General features: G+C 60.3%; 14 protein-coding genes. 9 read left to right on the top strand and 5 right to left on the bottom strand.

Annotated elements, in window-relative coordinates:
• Positions 1-1,044: an enoyl-CoA hydratase/isomerase family protein gene (locus tag ACLKMW_RS04290; RefSeq protein ID WP_415723127.1), complete on the bottom strand. Its 1,044-nt coding sequence runs from the start codon at positions 1,042-1,044 to the stop codon at positions 1-3.
• A gap of 197 nt (positions 1,045-1,241) precedes the next feature.
• On the opposite strand from ACLKMW_RS04290, the gene hemB reads away from it, so the two are divergent.
• From hemB to ACLKMW_RS04270, 4 genes are all read left to right on the top strand, one after another.
• Positions 1,242-2,273, top strand: a complete 1,032-nt coding sequence (gene hemB, locus ACLKMW_RS04285; RefSeq protein ID WP_415723126.1) for a porphobilinogen synthase — start codon at positions 1,242-1,244, stop codon at positions 2,271-2,273.
• Between the two features lie 94 nt (positions 2,274-2,367).
• Positions 2,368-2,832 carry an RDD family protein gene (locus ACLKMW_RS04280; protein ID WP_415723125.1) on the top strand — a complete coding sequence of 155 codons (465 nt, stop codon included), beginning with the start codon at positions 2,368-2,370 and terminating at the stop codon, positions 2,830-2,832.
• Positions 2,833-2,967: 135 nt separating this feature from the next.
• Positions 2,968-3,726, top strand: coding sequence for an arginyltransferase (locus ACLKMW_RS04275; protein WP_415723124.1), 759 nt, complete (start codon positions 2,968-2,970; stop codon positions 3,724-3,726).
• A gap of 108 nt (positions 3,727-3,834) precedes the next feature.
• Positions 3,835-4,674, top strand: a complete 840-nt coding sequence (locus tag ACLKMW_RS04270) for a DMT family transporter (RefSeq protein WP_415723199.1) — start codon at positions 3,835-3,837, stop codon at positions 4,672-4,674.
• Between the two features lie 78 nt (positions 4,675-4,752).
• Here the strand turns inward: ACLKMW_RS04270 and parC are convergent, their stop codons facing one another.
• Positions 4,753-7,029, bottom strand: a complete 2,277-nt coding sequence (gene parC / locus ACLKMW_RS04265) for a DNA topoisomerase IV subunit A (protein ID WP_415723123.1) — start codon at positions 7,027-7,029, stop codon at positions 4,753-4,755.
• A gap of 203 nt (positions 7,030-7,232) precedes the next feature.
• On the opposite strand from parC, the gene ACLKMW_RS04260 reads away from it, so the two are divergent.
• A complete protein-coding gene (locus ACLKMW_RS04260) occupies positions 7,233-8,435 on the top strand; it encodes a hypothetical protein (RefSeq protein ID WP_415723122.1) in 1,203 nt (400 codons plus the stop codon).
• A gap of 72 nt (positions 8,436-8,507) precedes the next feature.
• Here the strand turns inward: ACLKMW_RS04260 and aspS are convergent, their stop codons facing one another.
• Positions 8,508-10,298 (bottom strand): aspartate--tRNA ligase, encoded by a 1,791-nt coding sequence (aspS, locus tag ACLKMW_RS04255; RefSeq protein WP_415723121.1) that lies wholly within the window; start codon positions 10,296-10,298, stop codon positions 8,508-8,510.
• A gap of 198 nt (positions 10,299-10,496) precedes the next feature.
• Between aspS and ACLKMW_RS04250 the strand changes: the two genes are divergently transcribed.
• Both ACLKMW_RS04250 and rnd read left to right on the top strand, forming a co-directional pair.
• A complete protein-coding gene (locus tag ACLKMW_RS04250; RefSeq protein WP_415723120.1) occupies positions 10,497-11,738 on the top strand; it encodes an MFS transporter in 1,242 nt (413 codons plus the stop codon).
• Positions 11,739-11,816: 78 nt separating this feature from the next.
• The gene (rnd, locus tag ACLKMW_RS04245) at positions 11,817-12,968 is read left to right on the top strand and encodes a ribonuclease D (RefSeq protein ID WP_415723119.1); all 1,152 of its coding nucleotides are present in this window, start codon (positions 11,817-11,819) and stop codon (positions 12,966-12,968) included.
• Between the two features lie 61 nt (positions 12,969-13,029).
• On the opposite strand, the gene ACLKMW_RS04240 is transcribed toward rnd, so the two are convergent.
• The gene (locus ACLKMW_RS04240; protein WP_415723118.1) at positions 13,030-13,581 is read right to left on the bottom strand and encodes a hypothetical protein; all 552 of its coding nucleotides are present in this window, start codon (positions 13,579-13,581) and stop codon (positions 13,030-13,032) included.
• Entirely contained in the window at positions 13,578-15,080 is a 1,503-nt protein-coding gene (gene guaB / locus ACLKMW_RS04235) for an IMP dehydrogenase (protein WP_415723117.1), read from the bottom strand. Before guaB ends, ACLKMW_RS04240 begins: the two co-directional genes overlap by 4 nt.
• Positions 15,081-15,332: 252 nt before the next feature.
• Between guaB and ACLKMW_RS04230 the strand changes: the two genes are divergently transcribed.
• Complete coding sequence (locus ACLKMW_RS04230) at positions 15,333-15,818, top strand: Lrp/AsnC family transcriptional regulator (protein ID WP_415723198.1); 486 nt, start codon at positions 15,333-15,335, stop codon at positions 15,816-15,818.
• A gap of 139 nt (positions 15,819-15,957) precedes the next feature.
• Positions 15,958-16,785 (top strand): type I methionyl aminopeptidase, encoded by an 828-nt coding sequence (gene map, locus ACLKMW_RS04225; RefSeq protein ID WP_415723197.1) that lies wholly within the window; start codon positions 15,958-15,960, stop codon positions 16,783-16,785.
• Positions 16,786-16,807: the final 22 nt, after the last annotated feature.

Genomic DNA, 16,807 nt, shown 5'->3' with positions numbered 1-16,807 from the left:
TCACAGTTCGAGGTCTCCGTCCGGCAGCGGCGCGAAGTACTCCTCGACCTTCTCCGGATCAACGGCATCGAGCGAGGCTGGACGCCAATGCGGTTTCGAACCCTTGTCGATGATGGCAGCGCGGATACCTTCGTAAAAATCATGGCCATGCAGCATGCGGTTGAGGATGCGAAACTCCATGCGCATGCATTCGTCCATCGAAAGCGTCGATCCTGCGACAATCTCCCGAAATGCGACACTGATGCTGATCGGCGAACGGGTGCGGATGGTGGCCAGCGCGTTGGCGGCGAATGTATCGGTCGGAGCGGCCGCCTCCAGACTATCCAGAATTCCTTTCAGCGAAGGTTGGGAGAAATGGCGGGCAATCGCCTCCAGCGTTTGACGATCGGTTTCGCGCTTGGCGGGAGTAAAGACTTCTCGAAGCGCCATACCGGCATCGCCGGTTTCGACCAGTCGGTTCAGCAGGCCATCCAGATACTGCGCCTGCACCGTATGGGTTGCGAGCCCCGACCACAGCGCGTCGCCATAGCGAATACGGTTGCCGGTCAGCCCCAGATACATGCCGAAGCTGCCGCCAAGATTGGGCAGCAGATGGCTTGCGCCGACATCCGGGAAAAAGCCGATCCCCACCTCCGGCATCGCGAACTGCGCGTTCTCGGTCATGATCCGGTGCGATCCGTGGAAAGAGACGCCGACCCCTCCGCCCATCACGATGCCGTCTATCAGCGCCACATATGGTTTTGGAAAGCGGGCGATCTGCGCATTCAGACGATACTCGTCTGCGAAGAACGCAACCGACGGATTCCCGGCACGGCCTGCTTCATAGACGTCGAGTATGTCGCCCCCGGCTGAAAACGCCCTGCCCTCGGCCTTGATGACAACGAGCGCAATCTTGGGATCGATTTCCCAGGATGAAAGCGCCCTTCGCAATGCATTCACCATGGAATGGGTCACGGCATTGAGCGCCTTCGGCCGTGTCAGCGTGACGATGCCGGCCATGCCCTGATGCTCGAAGCGGATGTCGCCGCCGCCGCCAAAGTCCATTTTTTAGGTCCCTCCGGGTCCACCGGAATTGCAGTGCTAAAGCATCGGACCGAAAAGTGGAATCGGTTTTCGGATTTATTCCGATGCGAGATCAAAACGCCAGCCGCCCGGTGCGTCAATGTCTCTCGCCCCACTCGTTCGGCTTGGCGGCTCGTGAGACGGCGTGTTAGAAATGGGCAATCTGGAGTTTGCCTACCATGAACAAAATGAGCCGTGCCCAGCCTGTCGGAACGCGATCCGTCGACCAGATCACAGGCGGCAGGCGGCTGCGGCGCATGCGCAAGGCACCGTGGTCGCGGCGTCTGGTCCAGGAAAACCGTCTGACGGTCGACGATCTGATCTGGCCGATCTTCGTCGTCGACGGCAGGAACGTGCGCGAGCCGATCGGCGCGATGCCCGGCGTTTTCCGCGTCTCTCCCGATCTCGCTGCGAAGGACGCTGAACTGGCGGCCAAGCTCGGCATTCCCGCCGTCGCCATCTTCCCAAAGGTGGACATCGCGCTACGCGATCAGACCGGCTCGCATATTCTCGACCCGCAAAACATCATCAATCGCGCGACGACTGCCATCAAACGTGCTGTTCCCGAGATCGGCATCATCACCGATGCCGCACTCGATCCGTTCACCGATCACGGGCATGACGGCATTCTGCGCGAGGGGGTGATCGTCAACGACGAAACCGTCGAGCGCGTTGCAGCTGCCGCTGTGCTGCAAGCTGCGGCCGGCGCCGACGTCATCGCCCCGTCAGACATGATGGATGGACGCATCGGGGCAATCCGCGATGCGCTCGACGGCAATGGCTTCCATGACGTGCCAGTCATGTCCTACGCCACCAAATTCGCGTCGGCCTTTTACGGCCCTTATCGGGATGCGATCGGCACCGCGGGGCTCCTGCGGGGCGACAAGAAGACCTATTACATCGACCCGGCCAACACCGATGAAGCGGTGCGCGAGGCCGAACAGGACCTTCTCGAAGGCGCCGACATGCTTATCGTCAAGCCCGGCCTGCCTTATCTTGATATCGTCCAGCGACTGAAAGACGAATTCGGAATGCCGACTTTCGCCTATCAGGTCTCGGGCGAGTATTCGATGATAAAGGCTGCCGGCGCCAATGGCTGGATCGACGGCGAGCGCGTCATGATGGAGAGCCTTCTCGCCTTCAAGCGCGCGGGCTGCGACGGCATCCTGACTTATTTCGCCATGGAAGCGGCGGAACTTCTGAAAGGCTGACATCCGCTCGCCCTGGATCACCGATCTTGAATTCGTCTGGCGACTTCCCATTTCAGCTTGGGACGCGGGTTTGGCGTCCCTTATGAGGACGAAGATGTCGACCAGAACCTATGATGGGGAGACCGCGCAGTTTGACGACAGCCGCCTTTACGATGGCGTGCTGACGCGTCGGGTCGTTGCGTTCTGCATCGACTATCTGATCGTCGGCCTGCTGCTCATCCCGTTCGCCATTCTGGTCTTCCTGCTCGGCATACTCACACTGGGATTGGGTTGGGCTCTGTTCGGCATTCTGTTTCCGGCGGTCGCGCTGATCTATGTCTGGAACACGCTCGGCGGGCCGAACCAGGCGACGACGGGCATGCGAATCATGGGAATTCGCCTCGATCGCCTCGACCACAAGCCCGTCGACGGCCTGCTCGCCGTCGTCCACTCGATCCTGTTCTGGGCCGGCAACGTCATTCTGACGCCGCTAATCCTTTTGGCGACCCTCTTCACCGACCGTAAGCGAACCGTTCATGACCTTTTATTGGGCACGGTCGTTACGCGCAGCGACCGCTGATTTTGCCCGCACGACAGCGTCGGACCGCGGATGGACTTGTGATCCGGCAGTGACTTGGTTCTTCAATAATAATCAGTTGAAATTTTCGCCACTGCGGCCAAGGTAGAGCTATTGGTGGGAGTTGAATCGAACGCCATGACGCATCATAGCACCCAGTCCCCGCAGTTCTTCCTGACCGCGCCTTCGCCATGCCCCTACATTGACGGCCAGTTCGAGCGCAAGGTGTTTACCCATCTTGTCGGCGAGAAGGCGCCGGAAATGAACGACCTGCTGACGCAGGGCGGTTTCCGCCGCTCGCAAAACATTGCCTACCGGCCCGCCTGCGAAACATGCCGGGCATGCATCTCCGTCCGCATTCTTGCAAACGAGTTCTCACCGACCAGGAACATGCGGCGAATCATCCATCGCAATGCCGACCTGATCGGCGCGATGCACGATGCCGAGCCGTCGACCGAGCAATATTCGCTGTTTCGCAAATATCTCGACGCCAGGCATCGCAAGGGCGGCATGTCGGACATGACTGTCCTCGACTACGCAATGATGGTGGAAGACACCCATGTCGATACAAAGATCATCGAATACCGCCGTCGCGGCCCTGACAGTTTCATGACCGGCAAGGGCCAGGGCGAACTGATCGCGGTTGCCTTGTCCGACATGATGGCCGACGGCCTTTCAATGGTCTATTCCTACTTCGACCCGGAACTGGACGAACGCTCGCTTGGCACCTTCATGATTCTAGACCATATTGCCCGCGCTCGCTCGGCCGGCCTGCCCCATGTCTATCTTGGCTATTGGGTCAATGGTTCCAGCAAGATGAACTATAAGGTGCGCTTCACGCCCCAGGAGCATTTGGGGTCGAAGGGCTGGGAGCGCTACGTGCACGAGGCGGGCTGACTCGAGCCTGACGTCAGGCAGTCCTCTTTCAGTCCGGAGCTTTCCTAAGTGTTCTCCAATTTGTCCGATCACGCGAAGGGCCTCGCGTTGACCGCATTCGGCGGCTTGATGCTCACCGTCGATATTCCGCTTATTCGCCTGTCCAACGGCGATACGTGGACGATACTTCTTCTACGCAGCGGCATGACGTTCCTCTCCTGCATCGTCGTGTGGAGCATCTGGCGGCTTTTGCGCACCAATGTGCCACCGCTTGTTCCGGGCTGGACCGGCGTCGCGGTTGCCTCCCTCTACGCGATGGGAACGGTCACCTTCATGCTGGCGGTCTTCAACACGTCGACGGCCAATCTTGTCTTCATCCTGGCCTTCAACTCGATGTTTGCCGCGCTGCTCTCCTGGATTTTCCTCAAGGAGCGCCCTCGCCCGATCACTATCGTGGCGATGTTCGTCATGCTTTCCGGCGTTCTTCTAATTGTCAGCGACGGCGTCGGCACCGGCAATTTTATCGGCAATCTGCTGGCGCTGGCCACCGCATGCCTGCTTGCGTCGGCAATCACAGTCAGCCGTGCGAGCCGCAAGGACATGGGTTTCACGCCGCTCGTCGCCGTCCTCCTGCCCTTCAGCGTGGCGCTGGTGATGGTGTCAAAGGGCGGATTTCATGTGGAAACGCCGTGGTGGATCATCTTCAACGGCGCGATCGTCATGCCGATTGCGTTCTTCTGCCTCGCGAATGGACCCAAATACATCTCCGGCCCCGAAGTGGCGATGTTCTACCTTCTCGAAACGGTGTTGGCACCGGTCTGGGTATGGATGATCTTTTCCGAAGTTCCGTCGCGCAACAGCCTGATCGGCGGCACAATCCTCATTGTGACACTCGTCATCCATTCACTTTGGCAACTCAACGATGTGCGCAGGCGCCGCGCGACACTGGCCCTCAGGCACCCGGCCTGAGGGCTTCTTTGGGGCCGTTCAAATTCCGATTGAATCGGAATAGGCTCGATCTCTTCGTTTCGGGATCACGCTCTGCGTTCAAGAGAATTTGCCGGTTCTCGGGAAACCTTTGGGCACCATTCGACCGGCGGCGGCGCGAGAACCGAGCCATTCGACCAATTCTTCGCGGGTCCTGACGAAAGTCCGCTCAGCCGAGTCCTGCCAGCTCAAGCCCGTCTCCAGAGTGAACAGCTTGACGTCGAGCACGCCGCCATCCTTGTATTTCTGAAGCCGAACGCCCTTGCCGCGCGCCATTTCGGGAACCTCGGCGAGCGGAAACACCAGCATCTTGCGGTTTTGGCCGATGATCGCGACGTGATCTCCTTCGACAGTCACGCAATAGCGCGCCTCGTCTGGCGAGCGCACATTCATCACCTGCTTGCCCTTGCGGGTATTGGCGACGACGTCTTCTTCGGCCACCACGAAGCCGTTGGCCTGGTGTGAAACGAGCAGCAGCTTGCGCTGCGGATCGTGAACGAAAGCCGTGACGATGTCCTGATCGTTGTCCATATCGACAATAATGCGGATCGGTTCGCCATGGCCGCGGCCGCCCGGCAGCCGGTCGGCGCCAATGGTGTAGAACTTGCCGCCGGTGGTGAATACCAGGATCTTGTCGGTGGTTTGCGCATGGAAGGCAAGCTTGAGCTTGTCGCCCTCCTTGAAGCTGAACAACGAATGGTCGTTGAGATGACCTTTCATCGCGCGCAGCCATCCCTTCTCGGAGACGACCACGGTGACCGGCTCCTTCTCGATCATGGCGTTCTGGATGTCGCTAAGATCATGGTCCGGTGCATCAGCAAAGCTCGTGCGGCGCGCGCCGAGCGTGGTGTTTTCCTCCGGCCCGAAGTCGCGGCGGATCTTATGGACCTGCCAGGCGATGGTCTTCCACTGCTTTTCGTCGGATGCCAGAAGCGCCTCGATCTGCGATTTCTCCTGGCTCAGCCGGTCGAATTCGGTGCGGATCTCTATTTCCTCGAGCTTGCGCAAAGCGCGCAGCCGCATATTGAGGATCGCTTCCGTCTGCACGTCGGTGAGTGACCACCGCGCCATCATCACCTGCTTGGGTTCGTCCTCCTCGCGGATGATCCGGATGACCTCGTCGAGATTCAAATATGCGATTAGGTAGCCGGCAAGGATTTCGAGCCGCTTCTCGATTTCGGCAAGGCGGTGACGCGAGCGTCGCACCAGCACTTCCTTGCGATGCTCGAGCCACTCCTTCAGCACATCCTTGAGCGACAGGACATTTGGCACGCGCCCGCGCGAAAGCACGTTCATGTTGAGCGGAAAGCGGCTTTCAAGCTCGGTCAGCTTGAAAAGCGATTCCATCAACAGTCCCGGATCGACCGTCCGGCTCTTGGGCACCAGGACGAGGCGGATATCCTCCGCGCTCTCGTCGCGGATGTCTTCCAGCAGCGGCAGTTTCCGCGCGACCAGCAATTCGGCGATCTTTTCGATCAGTCGCGCCTTCTGCACCTGATAGGGAATTTCGGTGACGACGATGTTCCAGGTTCCGCGCCCCTGGTCCTCAACCGTGTATCGGGCGCGCACGCGAAAGCCGCCACGGCCGGTCTCGTAAGCCTCGACAATCGACGCGCGGCTGTCGATGACGACGCCGCCGGTAGGGAAATCAGGCCCCTGCACCAATCCATCGTCCGGCTTGCTGCTCAAAAGGTCCGCGACCGAAGCGTCAGGATTATCGATCAGGACCAGCGCGGCGGTGCACAGTTCGGCGGCGTTGTGCGGTGGTATCGACGTCGCCATGCCAACCGCGATTCCGGACGAACCGTTGGCAAGAAGGTTGGGAAACGAGCCCGGCAATACTACCGGTTCCTCGTCTTCCTCATTGTATGTCGGCCGATAGTCGACCGCATCCTCGGTGATGCCCTCGAGCAGCGCCGTGGAAACCTCGGTCATTCGCGCTTCGGTGTAGCGCATGGCGGCGGCGTTATCGCCGTCGATATTGCCGAAATTGCCCTGCCCGTCGACGAGCGGATAGCGTACCGCGAAGTCCTGGGCGAGCCGCACCAGCGCATCGTAAATCGACTGGTCGCCGTGCGGATGGAACTTGCCCATCACCTCGCCGACGATGCGGGCGCATTTGGCGAAGCCCTGGTCGGGGTTGAGGCGAAGCAGCCGCATGGCATGCATGATGCGCCGATGCACCGGCTTCAGACCGTCGCGTACGTCCGGCAGCGCCCTATGCATGATCGTCGACAGCGCATAGGCGAGATAGCGCTCTTCCAGCGCCTTCTTCAGATCGACCGGTTCAATATTGTCGCCATCGCCGGCACCCGGCGGCAAAAGCCCTTTTCCCATGGGTTCCGGTTAAACGACCGGGCGATTCGCGGCAAGAGGAACGAATCAATCAACAGGGCCGATTTGAAAGCAATATCGCCTTTCCGCCACGCCTCACATCTTCCATTTGCCTTTTCCTGGCGTTTTCGACCAATGTGTCGCCGGATGCCTTTCCAATGCCGCCGGTGGCGACGGAACAAGGCGTGACACCTTGCTAGGAACACATGATGACGATTTACCGTCCCACACTTTTAAAGCTCGCGCTCTCTGCCGCCTTGTTCAGCGCGCCGTTTCACGCTGCTTTCGCGCAAGACGCAAACGACATCGCCGAGCGCCTCAAGACTCTGCTTGCCGAGCAAGGCACGGACCTGCAGTGGACTGAGGTCAGCGGCGACGCGGATGAAATGGTTCTTGAAGGCGTCACGATGGGCGTGCCCGGTGAAGCCGACCGCGTACAGGTTGGAAAGGTGACGATCGAGGGCGTCTCCGAGGAGAGAGGTGGCTACCGGATCGACACCGTCACCACCGAGCCTTTCCATATAGCCGAAGATCGGGCGGCCGCCGATGTCAGCGCCATGACTATTTCGGGTCTGGTCGTTCCATCCGCCAAGCCGGCGGACCCGCTGGGCTCGTTGATGATGTATGAATCTGCCGAATTGGCGAGCGTACAGGTGAAGCTTGCCGACAAGCCGGTGTTTTCCTTGTCCAATTTGACAATCCAAGTGACACCGCCTGCCGAGGGCAAGCCGCTGGAGTTCACGGGTGCCGCGGAAAAATTCTCCGCCGATCTGACGACGGTCGAAGACGCGAACGCCAAGGCCATGATCGAGGGTCTCGGCTACCAGTCGATCAACGGAACCTTCGAGATGGCCGGCTCCTGGCAGCCGTCGGATGGCCGTGTCGCGCTTTCTCAGTATGACATTGCCGTCGATGACGCCGGCACATTCGGCGTCAGTTTCGACTTCGGAGGCTATACGCTTGCCTTCGTGAAATCACTGCAGGACATCCAAAAGAAGATGGCCGAGCAGCCGGAAGGCTCCGAAAACTCGGCGCAAGGCCTCGCCATGCTCGGGCTGATGCAGCAACTGACGTTTCACGGCGCCAATATTCGTTTTGACGACGATTCGCTCACCAGCAGGATTCTGGAATATTACGCCAAGCAGCAAGGCTTGAAACCAGAGGACATAGCCAACCAGACCAAGGCGGTCGTGCCGTTCTTTACCGCGCAGCTCAACAATCCGGAACTGTCTGGTCAGATAACCGCGGCAGTGAATGCGTTTCTCGACGATCCGCAAAGCATCCAGGTCACGGCCGCACCCACCTCGCCGGTACCGTTTGCAATGATCGCCGCCGGCGCAATGGCTGCGCCGCTTGAACTGCCGAAGACGCTCGGAGTGACGGTCACCGCCAATGAAGACCGCAACTAGGCGGAGTTCGATGCTCAACAAAAGCCCGGCACGCTGCCGGGCTTTTTTTATTAGACATCTTCGAACGAAGCTCTACGCGTCCTTCTTCGGCGCGACCACGCGCAACTCGAGTTCGCGAAGCTGCTGCGGCGTGGCAGGCGCAGGTGCGCCCATCAGCAAGTCCTGTGCCTGCTGGTTCATCGGGAACAGGGTCACTTCGCGAAGGTTCTTCGCTCCGACGAGCAGCATGACCACACGATCGATACCTGCGGCCATGCCGCCATGCGGCGGCGCGCCATACTGGAATGCGCGGTAAAGACCGCCGAACTGTTCCTCGACCTCCTCGCGCGACTTACCGGTCAGCTCAAACGCCTTGACCATGAGCTCCGGCAACTGGTTGCGGATCGAACCTGATGCGATCTCGAAACCGTTGCAGACCAGATCGTATTGATAAGCCTTGATGGAGAGCGGGTCCTGGCCATTCAGCGCCTCCAGGCCACCCTGCGGCATCGAGAATGGATTATGCGCGAAATCGATTTTCTTCTCGTCCTCGAGCCATTCGTAGAACGGAAAATCGACGATCCAACACAGCTCAAAACGATTGCGATCAACTAGATTGAGTTCCTCGCCGGCACGGGTACGCGCCTCGCCTGCGAATTTGTAGAATTTTGCCGGATCGCCCGCGACGAAGAAGGCGGCATCGCCCTCTTCGAGGCCGAGTTGCTCGCGGATGGCTTCGGTGCGCTCTTCGCCGATGTTCTTGGCGATGGGGCCGGCCCCCTCGATCTTGTCGCCTTCCTTGCGCCAGAAAATATAGCCGAGACCCGGCTGGCCCTCACCTTGCGCCCAGGAGTTCATGCGATCGCAGAAGGCCCTGGAACCACCGGTCTTTCCCGGAATTGCCCAGACCTCCACCTTCGGGTTCGCGGCGATCATGCCCGCGAAGACCTTGAAGCCGGAATCGGCGAAATGCCGGGTGACCTCTTGTATCTCGATCGGATTGCGCAGGTCCGGTTTGTCGGAACCGTAGGTGCGTAGCGCCGTGTCATAAGGGATACGGCGGAATTTCTGTGTGACCGGCTTGTCCTCGGCGAAAGCTTCGAACACGCCGCGCATCACCGGCTCCATCGTGTCCCAGACGTCTTCCTGTGTCACGAAGCTCATTTCGAGGTCGAGCTGATAGAATTCGCCGGGCAGCCGGTCGGCACGCGGATCCTCGTCGCGGAAGCAGGGCGCGATCTGGAAGTAGCGGTCGAAGCCGGCGACCATCAGAAGCTGCTTGTACTGCTGCGGCGCCTGCGGGAGCGCAAAGAACTTTCCCGGATGGATGCGGCTCGGCACCAGGAAGTCGCGCGCGCCTTCCGGACTGGAGGCGGTCAGGATCGGCGTCGAATATTCGGCGAAACCGGCCTCGGTCATGCGCCTGCGCATATCGGCGATGATCTTCGTGCGGCTGACGATATTTTTGTGCAGCGTCTCGCGGCGGAGATCGAGAAACCGGTATTTCAGACGGATGTCTTCGGGATAGTCGGGCTCGCCGAACACCGGCAGCGGTAGTTCCTTGGCCGCCGACAACACCTCGATCTCGCGCGCAAAAACCTCGATTTCGCCGGTGGGCAGGTTTGGATTGATCGTTTCGGCCATGCGCGCCTTGACCTCACCGTCAACGCGGATCACCCATTCGCCGCGCACGGTCTCGGCAATGCTGAAGGCAGGCGAATCCGGATCGGCTACGATTTGGGTCAGGCCGTAATGATCGCGCAGATCGATGAACAGCAGGCCGCCATGATCCCGGACGCGATGGACCCATCCCGAAAGACGAACGGCCGATCCAACATCGGATTTTCTAAGCTGAACGCAGGTATGGCTGCGGTAAGGGTGCATGGTCGGATTCCGGTATGGAGTATTGAAATGGCTCGCGACCGGCGGGCATTCGCAGCCGGCGTTGAAATTCGCGCGAAAAGCGCATGCGCACCCCACTTTGTCAAGTTTTGACCGAGTGGCGGTCGCAATGCCGCTAGCATTCGCGGTGCCGATAGTCCACTAGGGAACAGATCAAGCCTTCCCTCGACCGTGCGCCTGATGTCCTCGATCCGTCCGCTGATCCCGCTCCTCATAGCTGCCGGCATTCTCCTTGGAGGCAATGGCCTGCAGGGAACGCTGATTGCGCTGCGCGGTGCGCAGGAGGGTTTTTCGCCGTCGGCTATCGGCTTCATGGGCACCGCCTATTTCGCCGGGTTCCTGCTCGGCTGCGTCGCCATCACGCGCATCATGAAATCGGTCGGGCATGTCCGGTCGTTTTCGGCGCTTGCGGCGATCGCTTCGGTGGGAACGCTTCTGCTCGTATTGATCATCGATCCGGTGATGTGGTCGGTCATTCGTTTCGCCAGCGGTTTCTGTTTCGCCGGCCTCTTCACCGTCATCGAGAGTTGGCTCAATTCCGGTGTTTCGAATCACAATAGGGCGCGCGTACTTGCGCTTTACCGCATTATCGATCTGGGCTCGGTCACCGGCGCGCAATTCCTCATCCCCATATTCGGATCGGGCGGCTTTGCGATCTTCGCCATCATGTCGATCATGACCACCCTGTCGCTTGTACCTGTTTCCCTTGGAGATCGATCGAACCCGCAGCCGCCGGAAGACGTCAGGCTCGATCTGGCGAGAGTCTGGCGCATTTCGCCGCTCGGCAGCATCGGCTGCATAGCAGTCGGCATCACCAACAGCGCCTTTCGCACATTGAGTCCCATCTATGCCGAACAGATCGGCATGTCGGTGACGGATGTCGTGACTTTCGTGACCGTTGGCATCATCGGTGGAGCAGTCTTCCAGTATCCGCTGGGCTATCTTTCCGATCGACGGGATCGGCGCATCGTGCTCTTGTCGACCACGACGGGCGCGATGCTGGCCTCGCTTTCCATCGTTTTTCTCGCCGGAAGCAATGAGACGGCGAATTTTGTTTATGTGTTCGTCTTCGGTTGCTTCGCGATGCCGCTCTACTCACTTTCGGCCGCACACGCCAACGATAGGGCGGAAAAGGGCGAGTTCGTGCTCGTCAATGCCGCACTGATGCTGTTTTACTCTGTCGGCGCAATCGTCGGGCCGTTCGCTGCGGCGATGATGATGGAATTTTTCGGGCCTCATGCATTGTTCGGGTTTTCAGCCGCGGTTTACGCAGCTTTCATCGCTATTACGCTCCAGCGCATGCAAACCCGGAGCAAGGTGCCCGTCAGCCGGCGCGGCCGCTTTATCGCCCTGTTGCGGACCTCGACGATTTTCGGCCGCCTGATCCGGCGCAACGGCGATGATGGAAAGCCCGGAGTCTGACGGCTTTGGCGGCAAAGCTTGACGAAAACGATACAGACTGAAAGGAAAAGATATTCCTTTTCTGTCCGAAGAAATTTCATGCACGTAATAACGACCCAGAACGACCTTGAAGCGGCCATCGAGGCACTCGGCAAATCAGCCTTCGTGACCGTCGATACCGAATTCATCCGGGAAACGACCTTTTGGCCGGAACTCTGCCTGATCCAGATGGCCGCGCCCGGAGTTACCGCGCTGATCGACCCGCTGGCGCCGAATATTGATCTTGCCCCATTCTTCGCGCTGATGGCGGATGAGAGCGTCGTCAAGGTGTTTCATGCCGCCCGCCAGGACATCGAGATCGTCTTCCATCTTGGCGGGCTCATTCCGCACCCGGTATTCGACACCCAGGTCGCGGCCATGGTCTGCGGCTTCGGGGACAGCGTGTCCTACGATCAGCTCGTGCAGAAGATTACCGGGGTCCAACTCGACAAGTCGTCGCGCTTCACCGATTGGCGTCACAGGCCGCTTACGGAAAGGCAGCTCGCCTATGCGCTTGCCGATGTCACGCACCTGATCGACGTCTACAAGTATCTCAAAACCCAACTTGAGCGGGACAATCGCGCCCACTGGGTGAACGAGGAAATGGAGATCCTGACCTCCCGCGAGACCTACGATCCGCATCCGGATGACGCGTGGAAACGTCTTAAGATGCGCTTGCGCAAGCCGATCGAACTGGCGGTGGTGCAGGCCGTTGCGGCTTGGCGCGAGCGCGAGGCGCGGGAGCGCGACGTGCCGCGCGGACGCGTGCTGAAGGACGACGCGATTTACGAGATCGCCCAGCAGCAGCCGCGCGATGCGGTCGCCCTCGCCCGCCTGCGCACCGTGCCCAAGGGCTGGGAACGCTCCTCGACGGCGACAGCGCTTCTGGAAGTCGTAAATGGCGCTCTCGGCATTCCAAAGGATGCCCTGCCCCGCCTGCCGAAAGTCGGCCCCGCCCCGGAGGGCACCAGCGCCGCTGCCGAGCTTCTGAAGGTCCTGTTGCGGCAGATCGCCGACAAGGAAGGCGTTGCGGCCAAGGTGCTCGCCTCCGGCGACGACATAGACCGCCTCGCGGCCGAAGGTGAAAAAGCCGACATTCCGGCCATGCGGGGCTGGCGTCGCGAAGTCTTCGGAAATATCGCCGCCCGCCTGGTTCGCGGCGAAATCGCGCTCAAGTTTGAACGCAAAAGAATCGCGATATTCGATACATAGAGCACCGTGCGTCCAACCGGACCCGCGTTCCGATACTCTGTCGTCGAGCGCTCCGTGCAGGTTAGGCCTTTTTTGCCTCACCCGCCAGAAACAGTGCTGCGATGACCATAAGCGGAATCGCGCCAAGGGCGAATTTCGCGACGACCAGTCCTGACGCAAGCGAAAGCGTGTCCGGGTTGGCGGCAAGCGGGTCCGCAAGCACGCGCGCCACCGCAAGATTCTGTGCGTAGTCCGTCACGGTGTAAGGCAGCACAAAGCCCAGAGCCAAAATTGACTGGACTCGTTTCGAAAGCGCCGCAAACCGCGGCAATCGGTTGCCGGCCACCAGGATAAGGCTGACCAGCGTTGCCGAAAGCAGCGCCGGGAAAAGCAGGTCGAACGTCAAGTAGTGCCAGACAAGAATATTTTCGGCGCCGCGACGTCCGAGCGCGTTCAACCATTCCAGGCCCTCATCCGGCGTAAACCCGATAACGCGCAAATCGAGCGACGACAAACCACCGCTCAAGCTGCGGAAATAGAGGAACTCCAGCACAGTCATCGCGGCAAACACGCAGGCGGAGGCGACGCACAGCGCCGCCGCATGCCGCGCGAGACGAGCCGTTATGTTGGTCATTGACCGCCGGGATAGTTCGGGCTCTCGCGCGTGATGGTAACGCCATGCGCATGGCTTTCGCGAAGGCCGGCATTGGAGATGCGTACGAAGGTTGCACGGTCGCGGAAGTCGGCAAGGTCGCGCCCGCCGACATATCCCATTGCCGCCCGAAGCCCGCCGGTAAGCTGGTGCAGCACACCCGATACCGGGCCCTTGTAGGGCACCTGCCCCTCAATGCCTTCCGGTACCAGTTTCAGCGTATCGCGCACTTCGGCCTGGAAATATCGGTCCGCCGAGCCGCGCGCCATGGCGCCTACCGAACCCATGCCGCGATAGGCCTTGAAGGAGCGGCCCTGGTAAAGATAGACCTCACCCGGGCTCTCGTCGGTTCCGGCAAGCAGGGAGCCGATCATGGCGGCGCTGGCACCTGCAGCCAGGGCCTTGGCGAGATCGCCGGAAAACTTGATGCCGCCATCGGCAATGACCGAAACGCCGGCCTTCTGCGCAGTTTCCACTGCCGACATGATCGCGGACAGTTGCGGCACGCCCACGCCTGCAACGATGCGCGTCGTGCAGATGGAACCTGGCCCGATGCCGACCTTCACAGCATCCGCGCCAGCGTCGATCAGGGCCTGCGTGCCCTCGGCGGTCGCCACATTGCCCGCCATGATACGAACGGAGTTCGAAATCTTCTTGGCGCGGCTGACCGCATCGAGCACACGCTGCGAATGGCCGTGCGCGGTGTCGATGACCAGGAGGTCTACGCCGGCATCGACAAGGCGCTCGGCCCGCTCGAATCCATCGTCGCCGACGCTGGTGGCGGCCGCCGCGCGCAGCCTGCCCTGCGGGTCCTTCGCCGCGCTGGGGTTGAGCTGCGACTTTTCGATGTCCTTGACGGTAATCAGCCCGACGCAATTTCCTCGCTTGTCGACCACCAGCAGCTTCTCGATGCGATGGGCATGCAGCAGCCGCTTTGCTTCGCTCTGGTCGACGGTCTCGCTGACTGTCACCAGGTTCTCCCGCGTCATAAGTTCGTAGACTTTCTGCGCGGGGTCGTTCGCGAAGCGCACATCGCGATTGGTCAGGATGCCGACCAGCTTGCCCATCTTCTGGCCGCCGGTGCCGCCGTTTTCAACGACCGGGATGCCCGAAATGCCATGGGCATGCATCAGCGCCTGCGCGTCTGCAAGCGTCGCCTCAGGGCCGATCGTCACCGGGTTGACGACCATGCCGGATTCGAATTTCTTGACCTGGCGCACCTGCTCGGCCTGTTCGGCCGGCGTGAAATTGCGATGGATGACGCCGATGCCGCCGGCTTGCGCCATGGCGATGGCGAGGCGAGATCCAGTCACCGTGTCCATAGCGGCTGAGAGGATCGGAATGTTGAGTTCGATGTCGCCGGCAACGATGGTACGGACATCGGTTTCGCCCGGCATGATCATGGAATGACCGGGCTGAAGCAGCACGTCGTCAAAGGTCAGCGCCATGGCGCCCGTTGCGGTTTCGATGATCTTTGCCATTGCCAATCCTCGATTCGTAAGCGGTCGCTGGCTTTCAAAAGCTGCGCCGACTCTTCTGTTTCCTTTGCGGAATGGCACCGGCTGGTACCACGTCTCCTCGCCCATGAAAAGCGCACCGGCGCATTTTGCGTTTCAACCTACAGATTGCGTTGACGGACGCGTCGTCGTTCGGCCTTTTTCATCGGATCAAGCTCACGATTCGATGTCGGCGTGATACCGATGGCGGGGAAGTCACAGGGATTTAAGGTTTTGCTGAAACTCGATCCGATCGATCTGCGCATACTCGATGCCGTCCAGCGTGACGGGCGCATCACCAAACAGGCGCTTGCCGACGAGATCGGGCTGCCGCCAGCGCAATCCTGGATGCGCCTGAGCAAGCTCGAAAGGGCCGGCATCGTCACCGGCTATCATGCACGGGTTTCGACGCGGCATGTCGCGCCGGTCGCGACGATCTTGATGGAAGTGTCGCTTGGCGCGCACAGGCAGTGCGATTTCGAACGCTTCGAGCGTGCGGTTGGCGATATTCCCGAGATCGTCGCCTGCTGGATTGTCGGCGGCGAAGTCGACTATGTTCTCAAGATCGTGACTCAGGATATCGCCGCCTACCAGCGCCTGGTCGACGCGCTGCTCGAACGTGAGCTCGGAATAGACCGCTACTCCACCTATGTCGTCATAAGAACCGTGAAGGACGAGGGCGTCCTCCCACTTGAGACGCTGCTGCCGCAAACTGCTTCATAGTACCGGCTCTCACTTTCGCGATGCGGCATTTGACCGTTTCAACCTGCGGGGGACTTGAAGCCAGCCCGATCCGATGTCACATCAGGGGGCAAACGCGGCCACTTCTCTGCGAGCCGCCCGCAAGCGCTGGGTCAAATCCATGGTCACCTATCTGGACGCCACGACGGCACCATCACGAAATACCGGACAAATCCGGCTTTATGGCGAAGAGGCGTTCGCCGGCATGCGCAAGGCGTGCAATCTGACGGCACGCTGCCTGGACGAACTCGCCTCAATGGTGGCGCCCGGCGTGACGACCAACGCCATCGACCGTTTCGTCTTCGAATTCGGCATGGACCATGGCGCACTGCCCGCCACGCTGAACTATCGCGGCTATACCAAATCCTCCTGCATTTCCATCAACCATGTGGTTTGCCACGGAATTCCCGATGACAAGCCGCTGAAGGAAGGCGACATCGTCAATATCGACGTCACCTACATTCTCGACGGATGGCATGGCGATTCCAGTCGCATGTATCCGGCGGGGCGTATCAAGCGTGCGGCTGAACGGCTGCTTGAAGTCACCCACGAATGCCTGATGCGCGGCATTGCAGCCGTTCGTCCCGGCGCAAGGACTGGCGCGATCGGCGCGGCCATCCAGAGCTATGCCGAGAGCGAGCGTTGCTCCGTGGTGCGCGATTTTTGCGGACACGGTGTCGGGCAGTTGTTCCACGACGCTCCGAACATCCTGCACTATGGCAGCCCCAACGAAGGTGTGGAGCTGCGTGAAGGCATGATCTTCACCATCGAGCCGATGATCAATCTCGGCCGCCCGCATGTGAAGGTCTTGTCCGATGGCTGGACCGCCGTTACCCGGGACCGCTCGCTTTCGGCGCAGTACGAGCACACGGTCGGCGTGACGGCAACCGGCTGCGAGATCTTCACGCTGTCGCCCAAGGGCCTTGATCGGCCGGGCCTGCCTTCCTGACACCCGGCCCGAAAATCGGAAT

The sequence above is a fragment of the Borborobacter xinjiangensis genome, from assembly GCF_047739745.1.
Classification (GTDB): Bacteria; Pseudomonadota; Alphaproteobacteria; order Rhizobiales; family Rhizobiaceae; genus Pseudaminobacter.
This window is presented reverse-complemented; position numbering and strand designations above follow the sequence as displayed.